13 protein-coding genes are annotated in these 17,780 nt (G+C 37.3%); 7 read left to right on the top strand and 6 right to left on the bottom strand.

The window, feature by feature from the left end; translation table 11 throughout:
* The first annotated feature begins 54 nt into the window (after positions 1-54).
* Entirely contained in the window at positions 55-972 is a 918-nt protein-coding gene (gene lpxC / locus JEP71_RS05145; protein WP_036913397.1) for a UDP-3-O-acyl-N-acetylglucosamine deacetylase, read from the top strand.
* A 34-nt stretch (positions 973-1,006) separates the two neighbouring features.
* Here lpxC and JEP71_RS05140 read toward each other — a convergent pair whose 3' ends face one another.
* A complete protein-coding gene (locus JEP71_RS05140) occupies positions 1,007-1,522 on the bottom strand; it encodes a DUF721 domain-containing protein (RefSeq protein ID WP_109371134.1) in 516 nt (171 codons plus the stop codon).
* Positions 1,523-1,567: 45 nt separating this feature from the next.
* On the opposite strand from JEP71_RS05140, the gene secM reads away from it, so the two are divergent.
* Positions 1,568-2,095, top strand: a complete 528-nt coding sequence (secM, locus tag JEP71_RS05135; protein WP_198620825.1) for a secA translation cis-regulator SecM — start codon at positions 1,568-1,570, stop codon at positions 2,093-2,095.
* 99 nt (positions 2,096-2,194) lie between these two features.
* Positions 2,195-4,903, top strand: a complete 2,709-nt coding sequence (gene secA, locus JEP71_RS05130; protein WP_198625858.1) for a preprotein translocase subunit SecA — start codon at positions 2,195-2,197, stop codon at positions 4,901-4,903.
* A 200-nt stretch (positions 4,904-5,103) separates the two neighbouring features.
* Here secA and hpmA read toward each other — a convergent pair whose 3' ends face one another.
* Positions 5,104-9,837 carry a calcium-independent hemolysin HpmA gene (gene hpmA / locus JEP71_RS05125; protein ID WP_198625857.1) on the bottom strand — a complete coding sequence of 1,578 codons (4,734 nt, stop codon included), beginning with the start codon at positions 9,835-9,837 and terminating at the stop codon, positions 5,104-5,106.
* 33 nt (positions 9,838-9,870) lie between these two features.
* A complete protein-coding gene (locus tag JEP71_RS05120) occupies positions 9,871-11,556 on the bottom strand; it encodes a ShlB/FhaC/HecB family hemolysin secretion/activation protein (protein ID WP_198625856.1) in 1,686 nt (561 codons plus the stop codon).
* 831 nt (positions 11,557-12,387) lie between these two features.
* Here JEP71_RS05120 and tnaC point away from each other — a divergent pair.
* The 4 genes from tnaC (at position 12,388) to mutT (ending at position 15,832) form a co-directional block, all read left to right on the top strand.
* The gene (tnaC, locus tag JEP71_RS17745) at positions 12,388-12,492 is read left to right on the top strand and encodes a tryptophanase leader peptide (protein WP_071788547.1); all 105 of its coding nucleotides are present in this window, start codon (positions 12,388-12,390) and stop codon (positions 12,490-12,492) included.
* A gap of 114 nt (positions 12,493-12,606) precedes the next feature.
* A complete protein-coding gene (locus tag JEP71_RS05110) occupies positions 12,607-14,010 on the top strand; it encodes a tryptophanase (protein ID WP_075670808.1) in 1,404 nt (467 codons plus the stop codon).
* Positions 14,011-14,082: 72 nt separating this feature from the next.
* Positions 14,083-15,333 carry an aromatic amino acid transporter gene (locus tag JEP71_RS05105; RefSeq protein ID WP_198625855.1) on the top strand — a complete coding sequence of 417 codons (1,251 nt, stop codon included), beginning with the start codon at positions 14,083-14,085 and terminating at the stop codon, positions 15,331-15,333.
* Positions 15,334-15,439: 106 nt separating this feature from the next.
* Positions 15,440-15,832, top strand: a complete 393-nt coding sequence (gene mutT / locus JEP71_RS05100) for an 8-oxo-dGTP diphosphatase MutT (RefSeq protein WP_109371122.1) — start codon at positions 15,440-15,442, stop codon at positions 15,830-15,832.
* 86 nt (positions 15,833-15,918) lie between these two features.
* On the opposite strand, the gene yacG is transcribed toward mutT, so the two are convergent.
* The 3 genes from yacG to coaE are packed head-to-tail and all read right to left on the bottom strand — an operon-like array spanning position 15,919 to position 17,554.
* On the bottom strand, positions 15,919-16,131 hold the full coding sequence (yacG, locus tag JEP71_RS05095) for a DNA gyrase inhibitor YacG (RefSeq protein ID WP_198625854.1): 213 nt from the start codon (positions 16,129-16,131) through the stop codon (positions 15,919-15,921).
* Between the two features lie 54 nt (positions 16,132-16,185).
* Positions 16,186-16,938: a cell division protein ZapD gene (zapD, locus tag JEP71_RS05090; protein WP_196533392.1), complete on the bottom strand. Its 753-nt coding sequence runs from the start codon at positions 16,936-16,938 to the stop codon at positions 16,186-16,188.
* Positions 16,931-17,554 carry a dephospho-CoA kinase gene (gene coaE / locus JEP71_RS05085; RefSeq protein ID WP_109371118.1) on the bottom strand — a complete coding sequence of 208 codons (624 nt, stop codon included), beginning with the start codon at positions 17,552-17,554 and terminating at the stop codon, positions 16,931-16,933. Before coaE ends, zapD begins: the two co-directional genes overlap by 8 nt.
* Positions 17,555-17,780 lie beyond the last annotated feature (226 nt).

Below are 17,780 nucleotides of genomic sequence, written 5' to 3'. Positions count from 1 at the left end.
TGCCAATTATAAGTATAATGATTGGTAGGACGGATAACATTGCGAGATAAAATGATGATCAAACAACGGACATTAAAACGAATTGTACAAGCAACCGGTGTGGGACTTCACACGGGTAAAAAAGTTACGCTTACAATGCGTCCGGCGCCAGCAAATACTGGGGTCATCTACCGTCGTACTGACTTAAATCCACCGGTGGATTTTCCAGCAGACGCAAAATCAGTTCGTGACACTATGTTATGTACTTGCTTAGTCAACGAAGACGATGTGCGTATATCAACCGTTGAGCATTTAAATGCAGCACTGGCTGGTTTAGGCATTGATAATATCGTAATTGAAGTGAATGCACCTGAAATTCCAATTATGGATGGAAGTGCGGCACCTTTTGTTTTCTTGTTACTTGATGCAGGTATCGAAGAGCTTCGTACTGCGAAGAAATTCATTCGCATCAAAGAAACAGTACGTGTAGAAGATGGCGATAAATGGGCAGAGATGCGTCCATACAACGGGTTTAAATTAGATTTTACTATCGATTTTAATCATCCAGCCATTGATGCAAGTACACAGCGTTATAAATTAGATTTTTCCGCTGAATCTTTTATGAGCCAAATTAGCCGTGCTCGTACATTTGGATTTATGCGTGATATCGAATATCTACAATCTAAAGGATTGTGTTTAGGCGGAAGCTTCGATTGTGCAATCGTAGTTGATGACTATCGTGTTCTCAACGACGATGGCTTACGTTTTGAAGATGAATTTGTTCGTCACAAAATGTTGGATGCAATCGGTGATTTATTTATGTGTGGCTATAACATTATCGGTGAATTCACCGCGTTTAAATCAGGTCATGCACTGAACAATAAATTGCTCCAAGCTGTATTAGCGAAAGAATCTGCGTGGGAATTCGTCACATTTGAAGACGAAGCGCAAATGCCAGTGGCATTCAAAGCCCCCTCAATGGTCTTTGCTTAATTCCTGCGAAGGAAAGCGCGTTAATTATCTCTAATTAACGTTCATCTTTGGCTGTACTTGTACTCTCTCCGGCAAGTGCAGCCAACCGTTCTAATCTCTCTCTTAATTTCTTTGGACTTTTCTCAGCTAAATACTTCAATGATTGCGCACTTTCTAAACTTAAGTGACGTTTCTTTTTAGGCTCTTGTTCTTTTAATGATGATATTAAAGATCTTTTTTCCTGTTTTACGCCTAAAGACGGATTTATTTTGATGTCTATTGAGGATAAGGATGGTAAAATTTCTTGTCTCAATGCGGAAAGTAATGACGGGGTTTCATAACGTAAACGAGTTAACCAACTTGCGTTTGCAACTTCAATAATTAAAATAGCATTACGATAATTTGCGACACGGCACTTATCTCGTAAAGGAACGGGTAAAAGAGCCATGACGGCACGATTTAATTTTAGTAAAATCGTTGCGCGCTGTTGTATAAGTTGTAGTGTACTCTTGTTGGAACCTTCAAGTTCAATGAAGATTTTTTCCAATGATTGTGGGTAACTATCCCGCATAGATTTTGACTCCACAAAATAAAGATTAATGAGCAACGAAGGTTAATGAGTATTATAAGTTTTTGGCGACAGTTTGGCAGGCGATATTTTTGGTCGCATCTGCTTTTAGGGATGGTAGCAGCAGGTATCGGAATACCTTCGCTGTTGTCTGCTCATGCCGAAAATCCACAGCAAACAGATACTCCTTCTTCTCAAAACCGTCAAAGCCAGGCAATTATTGCGTTTGATAACTTATTCTTACGTCAAAGTGTACAGAATCCTGCCTCATCCTTCACCTTTAATTACTGGCAACAGCATGCAGTAAAAAATGTGATCAAACAGCTCTCTTTTGCATTCACCATTAATTCACCCGAATTGATGGTTAAAGCCAAAGATGAACCGTTACCTGCTTCTAATGTTGCAGCGGTTATGCTTGATACGCTGTATGCCTTATTAACAGAGACTCCATCATCGGCACTAAGCCTCCTCCCTCTTTCTGGCTATGTTTTAGTACAGAATAAAATTTCCTATCATACCGGATTATGGCTTGCACAAATCCGTGGTATTCGCGCAGGGCCTTACCTAACAGCTTAATTGAGTCACTTAATCTAATAAGATTATGATTATCTCTGTTTATCAATAAAAACAGAGGCTGTTTTCGGCGTTTCACGCCATAAATGAGAATAAAGATTTATGTTAGGTAAAATTGTAACCAAAATTTTTGGTAGTCGTAATGATCGTTCAATCCGCCGTATGCGCAAGGTTGTTGCTGAAATTAATAAACTAGAGCCAGAATTTGAAAAGCTGACAGATGATGAGCTAAAAGCGAAAACGGATGAATTCCGTGAGCGCTTAAAAAATGGTGAGAAAGAAGAAGATATTTTACCAGAAGCGTTTGCAACAGTGCGTGAAGCCAGTAAACGTGTTTTTGGTATGCGTCACTTCGACGTACAGTTAATCGGTGGTATGGTTCTGAATGAACGTTGTATTGCAGAAATGCGTACGGGTGAAGGTAAAACATTAACCGCAACATTACCTGCGTACTTAAATGCGCTATCAGGTAAAGGCGTTCACGTTGTTACCGTCAATGACTACTTGGCACAGCGTGATGCCGAAAACAACCGTCCTTTGTTTGAATTCTTAGGATTAAGCGTTGGTATCAACTTACCAAATATGGCGCCACCAGTAAAACGTGAAGCTTATAATGCTGATATCACTTATGGTACGAACAATGAATTTGGTTTCGACTACCTACGTGACAACATGGCATTTAGTCCACAAGAACGTGTTCAACGCAAATTACACTATGCATTAGTGGATGAGGTTGACTCAATCTTGATCGATGAAGCACGTACACCACTGATCATTTCAGGTCCAGCAGAAGACAGTTCTGAGCTTTATATCCAGATGAATAAAATCATTCCTCATTTGGTTTCTCAAGAAAAAGAAGACTCAGATACATTCCAAGGTGAAGGCGATTACTCTGTTGATGAAAAAACACGTCAAGTGAATATCACAGAACGCGGTCTGGTTAAAATTGAAGGTTTATTAGCAGATGCTGGCATGATGAAAGAAGGGGAGTCTTTATATTCACCGGCTAATATTATGTTAATGCACCATGTAACAGCGGCATTGCGTGCTCATGCGCTGTTTACCAAAGATGTTGATTATATTGTTAAAGATGGCGAAGTTATCATTGTTGACGAACATACAGGTCGTACAATGCAAGGTCGTCGTTGGTCTGATGGTTTACACCAAGCTGTTGAAGCAAAAGAAGGTGTGAAGATCCAAAATGAAAACCAGACATTAGCGTCAATCACATTCCAAAATTATTTCCGTTTATACGAAAAATTAGCAGGGATGACGGGTACTGCGGATACAGAAGCGTTTGAATTTAACTCTATCTATCGCTTAGAAACAATTGTTATCCCAACTAACCGCCCAATGGTACGTAAAGATCTGCCTGACTTAGTCTATATGAATGAGCAAGGTAAATTTGCAGCCATTATTGAAGATATTCGTGAACGTACTCAAAATGGTCAGCCTGTTCTTGTCGGTACCATTTCAATTGAAAAATCAGAAGAGATTTCTAAAGCGCTGACTAAAGCGAATGTTCACCATAACGTGCTGAATGCGAAATTCCACGCAATGGAAGCAGATATTATTGCTAACGCAGGTTTACCTTCCGCGGTAACTATCGCAACTAACATGGCAGGTCGTGGTACCGATATCGTGTTAGGGGGTAGCTGGCAAACTGAAGTGGCTAAACTGGAAGAGCCAACAGAAGAAAAAATTGAAGAAATCAAAGCTAAATGGAAAGAGCGCCATGATGCAGTATTAGCATCAGGTGGTTTACATATCATAGGTACTGAGCGTCACGAATCTCGCCGTATTGATAACCAGTTACGTGGTCGTGCGGGTCGTCAAGGGGATGAAGGTTCTTCTCGTTTCTATTTGTCTATGGAAGACTCCTTAATGCGTATTTTTGCTTCAGACAAAGTGTCTGGCATGATGCGTAAATTAGGGATGAATGAAACCGAAGCGATTGAGCACCCTTGGGTAACCAAAGCAATTGCAAACGCACAGCGTAAAGTAGAAAACCGCAACTTTGATATTCGTAAGCAACTGCTTGAATATGATGATGTGGCAAATGATCAGCGTCGTGCAATCTATACTCAGCGTAATGAATTACTGGATGTGGTAGACGTAAGTGAAACTATCGATAGTATTCGCCAAGACGTTTTCACTTCGATGATTGATAACTATATTCCACCTCAATCACTAGAAGAAATGTGGGATATTGACGGCTTAACGGCATGTTTACAAAAAGACTTTGATTTAAATTTACCAATCAAAGAGTGGTTAGATAAAGAACCAGAATTACACGAAGAAACATTACGTGAGCGTATTTTAGAAAAATCTATCGAAGTCTATAAAGCGAAAGAAGAGATCGTTAGTGCTGAAATGATGCGTAACTTTGAAAAAGGCGTGATGTTACAAACGCTAGACTCACTGTGGAAAGAGCACTTGGCAGCAATGGATTATTTACGTCAAGGTATCCACTTACGTGGTTATGCACAAAAAGATCCAAAACAAGAGTACAAACGTGAATCGTTCGCTATGTTTGCTAACATGTTGGAATCACTGAAATATGAAGTGATCAGCACATTAAGCAAAGTACAAGTTCGTTTACCTGAAGAAGTTGAAGAGTTAGAACGTCGTCGTCGTGAAGAAGCCGAGCGTTTAGCTAAACAACAACAATTAAGCCATGAAGTGACAAAAGAATCTCAAATGTCAGCAATCGATGGTCAAGTTGCTGCAGGTAAAAAAGTGGGTCGTAATGAGCCATGCCCTTGTGGATCAGGTAAGAAATATAAGCATTGTCATGGCCAATTAGGTTAATTTATTTTTCATAATAATAGCTGTGTAATGTACTGATTAGAAAAAGATCCACTTAGTCATAAGTGGATCTTTTTTATCGATTACTGATCGTACTTTACGTTCTATTTTGAAACGAACACATAAAAAACCCCACTTTATTATCCTAATAAGTGGGGTTTGGTTTACAAAAGAATAGGCATTACTCTTTTATAGGGTGTCTATTATTTTTCAGAAATAGACGATTTTGTGTTTACCGTTTCATTCACTTTAATAGGTGATTTTAATGATAAGTCACCACCTGCAAGTTGTTTCACTAAATCAACAGCAGATGATTTCAGATCAAGATCTGCACCTGCTTCATATTGATGACCTTCAATATTGTTTAATTGAACGTTGCTACCGCCTAAATCAACCTGACCTTGCTCACTTTTAATTTCAGCACCTGTAAGTTTAGTTGTACCACTTACATTTAATGAAATGTCATTTTTGCTTGTTAAGGTTGTGGTTTGGGTAACGGCATCATTATCAATATGAGAAACTTTGATATCCGCATTCGCCGTATGGCCTTCAGCACCTGTTACGATATTTTTGATGCCATTGCCCACTGTACCAACACCTTTATCAATTTTGGCTTTTGTTTCGCCACTGATACCGGTTTTATCTGCGATAGTTGAAGAGAGTGAGTTGTATTTATCAGAGATAACATCAGTTGCAGATTTAATACCTGAATCAATAGTCTCTTTGATCGTATTTTCTAATAGTGATCCACCTGCTTTAGCTGTTTTATCAACTTGGCTAGATTTAGGATCATTATTGTGGTTGTAACCGACATTTACACCAACAGTAACGTGACGATCGCTGTCTTTTTGGCTTGTCACTGTAAAGTCACCGCCCACATTACCTGTCACATTATCCGCAGAAACATTGGCACCAGAAAGAGCAAGGTTTTTGTCGCTATTTACAGTTAATGTGCCTGTTTCTACTGAAACATTTTGGTGTGTGGATTTTTGTTGATCTTCAACGTTTACTAAGACTTTGCCACCAATATTATGGATAGAGGTTGCTGGGTTTTCTTCAGTCACTTCTTTTGGCGTCGTATTAGTTTGTTTGCCATTTAAAGAGATATCAGTACCCCAATTATTTTTGTAATCAGTGGATTGTGCTGAAGTCAGGGTAGTATCACCAGATTGAGAGGTTAATTGCGTATCTTTGCTATTAACTTTAGTACCTTGAAGATTAACGGAACTACCGTTAACGGTTAAATTGCCTTGGTTAGCAATTATTCCACCTTCACGAGAGACCGTTTTCTCATCTTGCTTACCAATAGCAAATTCAGCGCCACCCAAGCCATTGACAGAAGATGATTTCTCTCCTGTTTTTTGACCGAAGCCCGCTTGTAATCCACCAGATAAGTTTTTACCTGTTTCAGTACGTTGAGATTCTGTTGCTTGGAAATCAACTTTGTTAGTTGCTGTCAGAGCAACATCATTTTCGCTGGTTAAATGAGTACCTTGTAAAGTCAGATTATGACCTGAATTTAACTCAATACCTTGAGAGCCATTCACTGAACCTGCTTTCGCTGTTGTCTGATCTTTTTGATGAGTAGCACCACCTGCGTTAAAACCGCCACCGTAATCTTTGCTGTCTGGTGTTGTACCTACTTTAAGGTTTGCGCTACCATTCACGTTATGTTGGCTTTCAGAGTGAGTATCTGTTGCTTGTGCCAGTGTTAAATCACCGCCAGCATTGATCACCGTTTTGCCATCTTGAGCATCAAACTTAGCGCCTTCATAATGTGCATCTTCACGTACATTAATATTGATATTACCGGCTGAATTAAACTGGCTACCATTAGCTTTCGTTGTGGTTAAGCTTGTATCTGTGGTTTTACCTTCGCCTTTAATGGCAACGGTAATATCACTCCCTGTTTTCGTGCTGACACCAACTTGACCACCACCTGCTGTTTCATGGAAAGACTCTTGGTGTTTGTTTTGAGCCGCTTCACTGGTGTGAGTATTTGCGGTTAGTGATACATCACCTTGTGTTGATTGGTAATGAGTACCTTGGTCACGTAAGTTGTTATTACTGTCAGAATTGATTTTACCCGCAGTAATTGATGTTGAAACCGCTTGGCTATCGCTTTGTGATTTCTGGCTACCGCCACCTTTAATACCGACTTCAACACCGACATTAGGTGCTTCTAGGTTACTTAAGTTAGCAAGATTACTAATGGCATCTTTAAAAGTAACTTTTTTATCCATATCGGTATTGTTACCTGGTTTTGTGGTATCAATTCCATCTTCTACTGCTTTTTTAATCGGTTTAGTCACACCACTGTAATCAAGATTAACACCCACATCGACACCGATATTTAAGGTATCTGTTTTAGATGTTGCACTGTCATTTGCCGCAAGATGATTAATATTTTCGCCTGATTCTTTATATGAACCGTCAACTTTGTGTGATGCACCTTGATGCGTTACATTATTGTTCGCAGTAATGGTTAAATCACCTGTAACTTGAGTTTCGCTACCTTTATTTTTGGTGATCTCAGTTGTTGTATGCTGTTTATCATATTGAAAATCAGCTTTAGAGCCCACTTTATCAACACCACCTGTGTAGCTAAAGCCACCTGAAATGGTTCTATCTGTGCTGTCTGTTTCTTTTTTGTTTTCTGTTGAAACAAAAGCAACATTGTCACCAGAAACAGAGGCATTACCTGCGGTTGTTTTTAAATCAGAACCTGCAAAAGTGACATCTTTATCCGCTTGAACTTTAACACTGCCACCACTAATAGTAGATCCTACTTGTTCGGTTTCAGTGCTATTGTTTTTATTGGATGTATGAGTAATATGAAAACCTGCGCTATATTGCTTGTCTTCAACTTCTTTAGCATGACCAGTGATCTCTAATGATGTTTTTTCATCATTAATTTTTGTGGTCTGCTGTGCAGATTTAACGTTGATATCACCTAAAGATTCAATGCCTAACTCATCAGCACTTTTAATCAAGCTACCAATAACATTGACATCTTTCCCACTGATCACGGTTAATTGTGCATCAGAAACTAATTCACTACCGGTTGAAACTTGTTGATTAGTTTCATTTTTATGGGAATTCTTAGTAATATTAAAGGCTGTGCCTGTACGCTCATTAGTTTTAGTGATGGTTTCGCTAATCGCATTATCAATAACAACATCACCTTGGGTTGTGTTAACAAAAGCCCCTTGGTTGCCTTTCACTTGGCTACCCGTGATTTTGACATTGTTATCTGCCGTAAGTAACAGTTGTCCGTCAGCCGTTAATTGTGTTGAATGGCTAACTTCTTGTTTGTTGTTATTATTCTTATTATTACCACCGCCGATACCCCCCCAAACAACATGATTGTTGGTTACTGTTTTATCATTGTTGGTATTTTGAACATTAAGATTGATGTTCTCTTTAGCGTTAACGACAACATTCTCATTAGAATGTAATTTTGCACCTTGAGCGGTAATAGAGCCTTCAGCATTTAAGCCCAGCGTTTTACCTGCGGTCAGTTCACTCGCTTTTAAGGTTTCTGTTTGATGGCTATTGCTCCAGCTACCTGTTTCTAAACGAGAAGTATGGTTACGTTTATAGCCGTTTTCACTGCGACTTTCTTTTTCAATTAATCCATTGATATTAATATCTTTGTTGGCATTAATTGCCAGCGTGTTACCTGCATTAACTTTGGCACCTTCAAGTGTTACATCACCTTTAGTTGCTGTTAATGTTGCACTATTTTTGGCATCAATATGGCTACCAACTTGCTGTACTAGCTCTTTTTCTTTAGTGACATCATATTGCCAAGAATAGAACCAACGATTGTCAGTATCTGTGTCTTTTTGTTGTAACTGTTTGCCATCAACAGTTAAATGAGCCCCTTGTAATAAAATATCATCACCCATTAAATCAGAGGCTTTGATTTGGTTTTTATTATCAGCGACTAAAGTGATGTTTTTACCTTTTAACTCTGTTTTTGTCAGAGTCTGGCTTGAACCACTGTTATTAACCGCGATACCACCACGGTAATTTTGATAGTTTTCACTACCATCTTTGTCGTAACTGTCATAACGAACTTGGCTATCCGTTTGAATATTGTCTGCTCTGACACTTAATTCGTTATCAGCAACAAATTTACCTGTTAATTTAACACCACTTCCTTCTGCGGTATTAATGATGCGGATACGACCCGATTGCATACTTCCAAAGAAATAGCTATCTAAGGCAGAAGCGGGTTTTTGTGATGAAAGAATATCAAAACGTTGAGAGAAGGTATTTTGACCCGTTAATGCAGAAATCTCTGCTGCTGTTATTTTACCTCGGCTATCAATGCGAGGTGCAATTAAATCTAAAAGGCCGGGCGCATATAATCCGTTTTTACCAATAGAAAGTAAATTTGTATTACTAAGCGTGCTATAACCTTTTAACTCACCGTTTTCAAACAGTGGGTTACCTACAACTAAAGAAGAGCGGCTGGTATTGATAAAACCACAACCATCACAGGTGATACCATTTGGATTAGAAAGTACATATTCCGCAGCGATACCAAAAACTTCTTGCTGGCCTAATAAGAACGAAGGATTACGACTAACAACTTCATTTAAAATTAAAGAAGCGGCTTGTCCATTTAAGTTACTGTTGGCATTTAGCTGTCCAGCAAGCTGTGATTGTCCTGCCTCTAAAGAGTTGTTAAAAACAGCTCCTGGTTTACCTACATTAAAATCTTGATATTGGTTATGAGAGATACCTTCGTTATTTGGTGTAACGATATTAATGACTTGAGTGCCACCATTAACTGATGAAACATTCGGTCCTTGATTGCCCGCATCAGGAACAATACCGCCAGCATATGCATTTAGTGATACGAAAATAATCGCTAAAGATGCAGCAAGCCTACCCGAAGGAGAGAGCTTGAAGTTTTTTGATTTCATAGAGTTTTCTCCGTTTATTGCTATGAGTGTGAATCAAAATAAGTATGAAAATCTAACTAACACTTGAGTAGGGTCTTTGGTTTTATTGGAATTCGTTGGGTTGTAAAGCAAATGCCCCTTGGCAACTTCAATATCGAACTGTGCTTTTTGATATTGGAGGTTTAAGCCCGAACTTAGCCCATAGCCACTACGCCATCCTTCATAGTTACCATGTTGTTGAACACGACCAGCATCAAGACCAATTCGAGGGGTGATTGAAAATGTGTTTATCCGATAAGGATAAGAAAGCGCATTGCGCAAATAGCCGCCGTTATCGCCAGAAAGTGTGCTTTGATCAAAGCCACGGATTGCGTTTTTATCCGTTAAACTAAGCCATTCCACACCCGGTAAGGTGTCGGGGCTATATTGACCAAAGAAGGCGCTATTGAATAAAAATGTAGAATTCGATATAGAAAAACGATGTTGCCAATTGGCAAAAAGCTTAACTTTTGTAAAGCGATAGTCATTACTATTGCCATTAGCAATACGAGGTGACTCATCTGCACCAAACCAACCAATGGCTTTCTCAGCACTTAAATTAACGCTGATAACACCACTTGGAACAATGTGTAAATGGTTGATGCCTAGCTCTACCGTTGTAAGTGCAGGGCTACTTAGATCAAGGCGGATTTGGCTGAAATAGTTACGTATTCGTTTATGTGTTACCTGTATATTTAAGGTATCAATCTGTTTTTGACTACGATAAAAAGCGTAATCGCCCCTTAAACCAACTTGTGTGGTATCACCAGATAAACGTACGGTACGTGTTTGTAATGCTTGATGAAATTCATACTCGGAATAGCTACCAAAAGTACTGAATGTCAATGCACCATAAGGTAAAGAATAGAGTAGGGTGTAAGCACGATTAAAACGTGTATTGGGATTATCAGTGGTAATGCTGGCATTTAAGCTAACAAAATCAGATAACCCTAATGGGCTATCTAAGCTTGCATTCGTTCTAACTAACCAGCGCCCTGAGTTTTTTTGCCCATAATTATCACTTGAAATATTTAGGTGCCACGGTGCTTGTCGCTGATTGGTGAGCTGAATAATAGAGCCACCTAATTGCGTACCAGGCAATATATCTAGTTTAACTTTATTCGATTGTAAGCGATTTGCTTGATCGAGCCCTTGATCCAATTTTGAAAGTTTAAGAGGCTCTCCTTCAATATGAGGGAAAAGTAATGCGGTATTAACGCCTCTATCGCCACCTTCTATTTTTTCAATAAAACCTTCAATAACATACAACCCAAGTTGTTGCTCTTGATTCGGACGTAAAAATTGGACTCTGGCTGTGATATAACCATATTGAAGATAGCTTTGGGTTAACTCTTTAATTAAACGGTTAACGTCAGCACTTTTTATACATTGCTCTGGTAATGATGTTAAGGAATCAAGATCTTTTTCATTAAGTAAAGTAATTCCTTGAACATAAACCCCATTAATAGGCAAACAATGTTCTGATTCAGTAATAAGTGTGGGGGTAGGTGAAACCTCTAATACATTTTCTTGAAGTTGTTGATAGCGATTTTGTTCAATAAGTTGATTTATTTCACGTTGGCTATCTTGTAATGCGCGCCGCGATTCTCCCATCGAGCCTAAATAACCGGCGTCATTTGCTGTTAATCCACTGGTTGAAAAACCACTTAATAGTGTTAATAAAATAACTTTTTTTCTCATTTTACCTCAATATAAAGGTATTAATTCAAATATAAATAATATTGCTTAAATATAGAAAGATAATAATTAATGTTTTTATATTATCGTTAATTTTAGAATAATAAATACCGGCTACTCTCAATATGAAAAGAAATTAAAAATCGACGAAATAAAGATAAATTTTTATTTCTTTCGCTATTAAATAGCGACATAACTAAAATGATTGATATCTCAAATAGCATTACTTAAACAAATGATTCATTTAAATGGTGTCTAGTGTATTGATTTTCATGGTTATAATCTTTCATGTTATTTTTTCTTCTTGCCTAAACTACCATCGATTCAGCTATGTTAATTACAATTTTTTCATTTTTTATAAAGAGAAAACAAATAATGAGAGGAGATTCGAAGATATAAAAAAAGCAGAATGCTAATTAGCTTTTCATTTGTTGTTTGGAAGTTTATTAATGTTTTATTCTGGAATAAATATTTCATGAATTATTATTTCATTTTAATGAATAAAATGATTAGCAAGAAAGTAAAAAGATTAGGATTTTATTGTTAAATCATTAATCATGATAAAAAGTATGGTTATTTAAATGCAACTTTCATTCTGTGAAAATGCAATGTAAATACATGTATTACCACTTAATATTATCAATAAAAATTTAAGTTATAAAAAATAGTTTATTAAATAATAAAGTAAGTGATAGTGATCACGTTAATGTATCATTAATTATAAATAGTGTGATTTTTATCCAAAATATACTATTGTTATATTACTAATTGTGTTTAACTGTTATATAAATTAGCGTGTAAATTGTACTATTTCCTGACGATAAGGGTTAAAGTATGTTCTCATCATTTAATGTTTTGATAATATTAAGAGGTTTCTTCAGATTGAAGAAATGGTTTAATATTGATTCTGAACTCGCCTTCTTCTTCCCTGAAAAATAATCCTTTTTTATATCTATTCAAAATAATTTAATACTCTTTTCCATTTAATTTAAATGGGAAGGCTATTTTATTTATTTTTAATTTTATTATTTAATTTATATTAAAGGTATTATCATGGCTAAAAGAATCGTAGAACCATTCCGTATTAAAATGGTAGAGAAAATCCGTGTTCCTTCAAGAGAAGAACGTGAAGCTGCATTAAAAGAAGCAGGATATAACCCATTCTTATTACCAAGTCATGCTGTCTATATTGATTTATTAACTGACTCTGGTACTAACGCAATGAGTGATCACCAGTGGGCAGCAATGATAACAGGTGATGAAGCTTATGCAGGCTCGAGAAACTATTATGATTTAAAAGATAAAGCCAAAGAGTTGTTTAACTACGATTATATTATTCCTGCTCACCAAGGACGTGGTGCTGAAAATATTCTTTTTCCAGTATTATTAAAATATAAACAAAAAGATGGAAAAGCGAAAAATCCTGTATTTATTTCTAACTTCCATTTTGACACAACAGCAGCGCACGTTGAATTAAATGGCTGTAAAGCAATTAATATTGTGACTGAAAAAGCCTTTGATTCAGAAACCTATGATGATTGGAAAGGCAATTTTGATATTGCTAAATTAAAAGAAAATATTGCTAAACATGGTGCTGATAACGTTGTTGCCATTGTTTCAACAGTGACCTGTAATAGTGCTGGTGGTCAGCCTGTTTCAATGGATAATTTAAGAGAAGTTTACGAAATTGCAAAACAACACGGTATTTTTGTTGTTATGGACTCAGCGCGTTATTGTGAAAATGCGTATTTCATTAAACAGCGTGATCCTAAATATAAAAATGCGACCATCAAAGAAGTTATTTTAGATATGTATAAATATGCTGACGCATTAACAATGTCAGCGAAGAAAGATCCTCTGTTAAATATCGGTGGTTTAGTCTCAATTCGTGATAATGAAGAAGTATTCACATTAGCAAGACAGCGCTGTGTACCAATGGAAGGCTTTGTGACTTATGGTGGTTTAGCGGGTCGTGATATGGCAGCAATGGTACAAGGTTTAGAGGAAGGTACTGAAGAAGAGTATCTACACTATCGTATTGGTCAGGTTCAATATCTGGGTGATCGTCTACGTGAAGCGGGTATTCCAATTCAATATCCTACTGGCGGACATGCTGTTTTCGTTGACTGTAAAAAACTAGTACCGCATATCCCAGGTGATCAATTCCCAGCTCAAGCTGTGATTAACGCACTTTACTTAGAATCTGGTGTTCGTGCTGTTGAAATTGGTTCGTTCTTATTGGGGCGTGATCCTGCAACGGGAGAACAAAAACACGCAGATATGGAATTTATGCGTTTAACCATTGCGCGTCGTGTCTATACCAACGACCATATGGATTATATTGCTGACGCACTTATCGGTTTAAAAGAGAAGTTTAAAACGCTTAAAGGTCTTGAGTTCGAATATGAACCACCTGTATTAAGACACTTTACTGCTAGATTAAAACCTATCAAATAAATAATACTCCACAATAATAATGGCTCTCGTGCAATGCGAGAGCCCTATCCTTATTTCAGTAAGGACTAAAAAATGGAAAATAAGTCGGGAAATAAAGAACCCTCAATTATTGTAGGGGGATTTGTGTTGGGCGGCGCCATGATCGGTGCGGGAATGTTTAGCCTACCAACAATAATGTCTGGTGCTTGGTTTATTAACTCACTCTTTATATTATTTATTGTCTGTTTCTTTATGTTTCATTCGGGAATTTATATTCTTGAATGTATATCGAAATATGGCGCAGGAACAAACTACTTTCATATATCGAAAGAGTTATTACCTAAATGGGCGTGTTATCTCGCGAATGCCTCCTTGATATTTGTATTGTATATATTAATTTATGCTTATATCTCTGCCGCGGGTTCAATCATTTATGAAGCTTCATCATTATATGGCTTTAGTCTAAACCTTAGAGTGATATTCTTTGTATTTACCATAGTTCTTGGAGCAACAATATGGTGGGGAGGCGCTTGTGCCAGCCGTTTAACCTCAATATTTTTATTTATTAAGATTGTTCTATTCGTATTAGCATTCTCGGGCTTATTCTTCAAAGCGAGAGGCGATTTATTATTTACTGCTACCTTTGAAGGCAAAAGTCAATTATATCTTTATCCTTTTATTTTTATCATCATTCCTTATGCTATAACCTCTTTTGGTTATCATGGTAATGTTTGTAGCCTTTATAAGCTTTATCATGAAAATGAAAGAAAGGTCGTGAAAAGCTGTATTATTGGTTGTGTGTTAGCACTGGTGATTTATTTGCTCTGGATGATTGGTACTATGGGGAATTTACCTCGTGAGCAATTTATTACTATTATCCAAAAGGGCGGTAACTTAGATGCCTTTATTGATTCGTTATACACTGTATTAAATAGTAAATATATTGAAGGCTTTTTATTATGGTTTTCTATTAGTGCCGTATTCTGTTCATTTTTAGGGGTTGCGATTGGTTTATTCGACTATATTTTGGCATCACTAAAATTTGAAGATAACAAAACAGGGCGCTTAAAATCTGGCGTTTTATGCTTCACTCCGCCTTTACTATTATGTTTACTTTTCCCTAATGGTTTCTTAATTGCAATTGCTTATGCAGGAACCGCGGCATGTGTATGGGCAATTATTTGTCCTGCGGTTATGGCGCTAAAAGCACGCGAGAAATTCCCAAACTCAGGCTTTAAAGTGTGGGGCGGCAAAGGATTAATTTATGCCGTTATCGCTTTTGGTGCAGTGGGAATTATTTGTCAAACATTAGCACAGTTCGGTTTATTACCTATATATCGCTAATCAACCAAGATAATCAGGGAAAGAAAACCAGAGTAGCGCTATTGGATATACGTTATAATAACGTTAAGTTGTTATAATAACTGGACTATTCAATAGGTTGTCTATAATGGATAAAAAAAAGCTACATATTGCAGCGGGTATTATTTGTGATCAACACAATAATGTCTTTATCACCCAACGTCCTCTAAAATCGCATATGGGGGGATTTTGGGAATTTCCGGGGGGAAAATTAGAAGATAAAGAAACCCCAGAGCAGGCGCTAGTCCGTGAGTTGCAAGAAGAAATCGGTATTGATGTAACACAATGCTCCCTTTTTGAAACGGTAGAGCATGATTTTCCAGATAGACACATTACGTTATCCTTTTTCTTAGTCACACAATGGGATAATGAGCCCTATGGTAAAGAGGGGCAAAAATTCAAGTGGATATCTATTGGATCGTTAAATGCTGATGATTTTCCGCCTGCTAACCGCACTATTGTGGCGTTATTGCAGAAGTAAGTAAAAGTAGAATCGTGTTAAATAAGCGTTTATAAATAAAATAGCCACTCGATTGAGTGGCTATTTTTATGTTATTAATCAGAGTATTAAAAGTCTTTAGGCTCTTGTTTCGGAGCCTCGCTCCAATCATCACTGTCATTAATATCACTTTGGCTGGGAATGCGTTTTGATTCATCCGCCCATTCGCCTAAATCAATAAGTTGGCAACGTTTACTACAAAAAGGACGATAAGGGCTGCTTTCATTCCAAACAACTTCTGTTTGACAGGTTGGGCATTTTACAATTAATTCTTCGCTCATTATCTCTCCTAGATTTCGTTGGTGCGATTTATGCTCATATCAATAAGCATAATGTTAGCAACAAGCAATCTCAAAAGGTAGTTCTAGAGGTACTGTTCCATTTTCACTATCAAGTGGTAAAAAGCGGATCGCATAGCGATTTTTATGCCCAGAGACTTGAGGATAGATTTGGTGATCAATGGCTATCTTAAGACGTAGCAATTCACCTTCTTCAGCGCTGTCTTGATAAAAACCACGGTGACTGAGCGCGGGCTTAAATGTATCTGATTGGCGAATAAGCATGAGCAAACTATTTAATGCATTTTGTAATGGCAATAAACCCGTCAACCAGCTTTGTAATCTTTCATCACGGGTTGCTTGAGGTAAGCTTAACCACAAATGTAATGCTGGCACATCAAAGTTACAGCATCCGCCAGGAATACTTAGGCGCTGTTTAACTAAACTGATGACTTTATCTTGTTTTAAATGCTGACCAATGCGAGGTGCTTGACTTAATACGGCAGCATTTTCAGCTAATTCATCAATAATTTGAGTGACAATCGCTTTATCAACATTAGGAAATGAAAGCCATTGCTGTAATTTTTTTTGTCTTTTTTCTAATTCTTTAAGTAATTCAGCGCGGATTTCGCCACGATCAAGTACTTCAATAAATTCTGATATCGCACGGAAAAACGAGAGTGCCGTGGGTAATGAATCAATTGCACTAAAACTGTTAATCTGAATCAATGAGTTTTCAATTCTAAGCCATGAACGCATTTTTTCATTGAGGGGATGTTCGAAGATGATTGTTGTGATGTCATCACTCATGGCAATTGTCCTGTAACGCTTGTTGAGCTAATTCTAAGTAATGCTGATGGAGTTGCTTAACTTTTCCAATCATATTTTGGCTATTATCGTGATTTTCAATAATATCATCAGCGACGGCTAATCGTTCCTGTCTTTGAGCTTGAGCTTTTAAAATATTGAGAACTTGCTCTCGACTTACGCCATCTCGTTTCATGGTTCTTTCTATTTGCTCTTCCTGTGTAACATCAACAACAAGAACGCGAGAGGCGAGATGCGTTAATTTATTTTCAATTAATAATGGAACAACCCAAATAAAGTAGGGCGCTGTAATTTGCTGTATCTGTTTTTGAGTCTCTTGCTGTATCAATGGGTGAAGAAGATTGTTAACCCAAGTTTTTTCTTCATTATTTTCAAAAATAATCTGGCGCAGCTGTGCTCGGTTTAATGAGCCATCGGGTAGCAAAATGCAACCACCAAAATGCTGATGCAATGCATTTAGTCCTAAGGAGTTAGGCTCTACCACTAATCGAGCAATAATATCAGCATCAACAAGAGGTACACCTAATGAGGCAAAAGCATTAGCAACGGTAGTTTTACCACTGCCTATTCCGCCTGTAAGAGCAACCGTATAAGCCATTTGTGTTTATCTGTTTTTAATGAATTAAAATTTACTATTAGTCCAAGTATTCTAAAGCCTAATTTTGTTTTTATCACAAGATAATAACTGCAATATTTGGGTTTTATTCGGTTATTATGATAGATGATTTTCTGCTACCCTGACACCCTACCTCATAATATGTAATAGAATTACCATCAATCAATAAGTTAGTGCAATACAGAGTAACAGCATGTTACTCATAAAA

It is taken from the genome of Proteus sp. PR00224 (genome assembly GCF_016238105.1).
Classification (GTDB): Bacteria; Pseudomonadota; Gammaproteobacteria; order Enterobacterales; family Enterobacteriaceae; genus Proteus.
Note: the sequence above shows the minus strand (reverse complement) of the source record. Positions and strands in the feature narration are given on the sequence as shown.